Raw genomic sequence first — 2,977 nt, forward strand, 5'->3', positions numbered from 1 at the left:
AGCCCTCATATTCTGACGGAATCACGATCTCGGATGCTGTAGAATTACAGCCGATGACAGTGGCTTCGCCACCGCTGACGCTGTATATCAGCCCACTTGATAGTTCGATTTGCGAATACGCAAAATTATAATGGGTCGTGGAACCCCACAGGAGATAACCGTTTCCGTCCTCTTCTTCGATGCTGTTCCATTCATCTGATGTGCCCTCATAATAGACATCAGACAGGCTCAAACAATCATAGGATACACCATAGCCCCAATGCGTCACGCTCACTGGCATATAAATGGTAGTCAAATTATCGCAATAGCCAAAGGCATAGTCCCCCAGTGTGGTCACACCCTGGGGAATGGTTACACTGACCAGCGTGCCACATTCATAGAACGCCTTCTCCCCGATGGCTGTCACCGGATAGCCCTCATATTCTGACGGAATCACGATCTCGGATGCTGTAGAAGTACAGCCGATGACAGTTGCTTCGCCGCCGCTGACACTGAATTCCAGACCTTCTGCCTCTTGGTCTGCCCCATAGGCATGCAGCAGCTGCACCCCCGGCACAGAAAGCTGGATGCAGGATGTTCCCACAAGAATGGCAAAAATCGCAGCCAATATTTGTTTTCCGATTTTCTTCATGACAATGCTCCTTTCAAGAATGCATTACTCTATTATGCTTTTTCCATTATATCACAAAGAGGAGCCAATTTCAACTGTTTTACAGAAAAAAGCAGAGAAATATTGCGAAAAACTGCCTAAAATAACACCGCACAAAGCTTGCATGACGGCTTTGTGCGGTGCTGTCTTACTCTTTTTTATCCTCCGATGTCCTGGATTCACCCAGAACAGAAAAAATTCCACAAAGCAGACCGCCTACCACATAGACGATCCAGCAGATATGCCATCCGTGGAACACCAGACCCCAGACCAGGAACACTGCCGTTGCCGCCAGCATAATGCAAGAATTCGCAGCAGAAATCCGCTTCTGCGCCGGTGTTTTTTCCGGGTCGTTGTCCCGGTTATAGCTGTCCAGATCATATTTCCCTTTCTGCATCCCGGCATAGATCAGAATGGGCGCAGCCACAATGAGAAACACAAAAAAGCCTGCCATGATCAGTTCCTCCAGCTGTTCGTCCTGATCCATTCGTGCTTCCCCGAACAGCGCAGTCATTCCCATGAGAAATACTACGCCAAGCAGCACCAGAATAATCCCTGCCACCAGAAGCACCGGGAATTTCTTCTGGTATGCTTCTTTCTGCGTATCTGTATAAAATGCAGAAATTTTGGGATGCTTTTTCACAAAGTCTCCGTGCTGGATACCACCCACAACAAAGAATCCCACTGCCACAATAATAAATCCAAACAGTGCGATCGTAGCGAGAACTTCCGGAACACCAAGTCCTGCCAGTGCAAACATTACTGCCACACCGCACAGCACCAGTATCGTACCCACACAAATCTGCCAGGTGAACTGGTTCATATGGGCATCATAGCCGGCACTGTCCTCTTTCAGAGATTCGGACGCATCACCGCGCACCAGTGTGTCCAGATCACAGCCGAACAACTCACACATCGTCAACAGCTTTTCCATTTCCGGACAGCATCCATCGGATTCCCATTTTGACACCGTCTGACGGGAGACACCCATCTGCTCCGCAAATTCCTCCTGGGTCTTTCCCAAGCGCTTTCTGTAAATTTGAATATTATTTCCTGTTGTCATACCGTATACCTCCAAAATTTTATTGGATCATTTTTGTTTCTCTGTTCCTCCGTCATTGCACTATTGTGCCCGGGGAATCTGCCATGTCCAAAAATTTATCCTGTCCCTAATATACCATTTCCACGCCGCAAACACCACCAATTTCATGTTGCATTACGATATTTTTATGTCAACTTCCGGTTGCATTCCCGATTTTGCGTGCTTTTTTGAGTGCACGAAAAAGGGCAGCCCATTTTTTCAGGACTGCCCTTTCATAACATCACACGTCCGTTTACCGTGCGCCTTTTTTCAGGATCACCACACCGATTGTTTTGAACAACAGCTTGAGATCCAATCCAAGGCTGCGTGTTTTCACATATTGAATGTCAGACTCCACCCATTTGTCAAATTCCATATCACTTCTGCCTTCTACCTGGCAAATACAGGACAAACCACCTTTTACCATGAGACGTTCCATCTGGTGGGGCGTGTACAGCACCACTTCACGAGGAAGGGGCGGACGGGGTCCGATAATGGACATGTCCCCTTTCAGAATATTCCAGAGCTGAGGCAGTTCGTCAATGGAAGTCTTTCGGATAAAACGACCGATTTTTGTGATACGGGGATCATTTTCACTTTTAAAAGCCAGACCGTCTGTTTCGTTGGCTTTCTGTACCTCTGCAAATCTTGCCTCGGCATCCACACACATGGAACGAAATTTGTACATCCGGAACACCTTGCCGTTTTCCGTCAATCTCGCCTGAGAAAAAATCGGAGACCCTTTGTCCTGCAAGTAGATTACAAGTGCCAGAAATCCCATGGGGATTCCCAGAAGGAGCAGTGCGATGGCAGATGCAGCAATATCAAACGCACGCTTTACTGCCCGATAAAACAGCCCGCCCGCCGGCTTTGTATCGCTGTACCGCAGCGTTTCGGATACGCCATCGGAAAGCAGACCCAGTGCACGCTGGTCAAATTCCAGAATCGGATATTCCGTCACACCTTCTGGATTTTTTTTCATGGAGGATAGGGTAAGCTCTGTTACCTGTTCCTCTGTCAGACTTCCGTTTATCCTCATATCCACTTCTCACTTTCGCCCAAAAGATATACACTAGTTATTATACAATAGATGGCGCAGTTTGTCAAACACAAATTGTAAATATTTGTTGTGAAATGCAAAAATCCCCCGGCGTTTCCCATTACAGTGGAATGCAGGGGGATTTAGGCAATAACGCACAAAGATTGTGCGTCAGATGCGCCGTCAGATTTTTCGTCAGATGAAACAA

At 47.3% G+C, this 2,977-nt stretch carries 3 protein-coding genes; all 3 read right to left on the reverse strand.

Annotated features, from left to right (window positions below):
- On the reverse strand, positions 1–631 hold a 631-nt coding region (locus Q0418_RS08500), incomplete at its 3' end, for a leucine-rich repeat domain-containing protein (RefSeq protein ID WP_298483707.1).
- Between the two features lie 166 nt (positions 632–797).
- Positions 798–1,712, reverse strand: coding sequence for a helix-turn-helix domain-containing protein (locus tag Q0418_RS08505; RefSeq protein WP_298483708.1), 915 nt, complete (start codon positions 1,710–1,712; stop codon positions 798–800).
- Between the two features lie 271 nt (positions 1,713–1,983).
- On the reverse strand, positions 1,984–2,769 hold the full coding sequence (locus Q0418_RS08510) for a sugar transferase (RefSeq protein ID WP_298483709.1): 786 nt from the start codon (positions 2,767–2,769) through the stop codon (positions 1,984–1,986).
- Positions 2,770–2,977 lie beyond the last annotated feature (208 nt).

Origin of the sequence: uncultured Ruminococcus sp. (assembly GCF_937915125.1) — a bacterium.
Classification (GTDB): domain Bacteria; phylum Bacillota; class Clostridia; order Oscillospirales; family Ruminococcaceae; genus Ruminococcus_C.

Excerpts from the sequence above, each read along its gene's own strand:
- Q0418_RS08505 (WP_298483708.1), bottom strand. The coding sequence starts at position 1,712 with ATGACAACAGGAAATAATATTCAAATTTACAGAAAGCGCTTGGGAAAG.
- Q0418_RS08510 (WP_298483709.1), bottom strand. The coding sequence starts at position 2,769 with ATGAGGATAAACGGAAGTCTGACAGAGGAACAGGTAACAGAGCTTACC.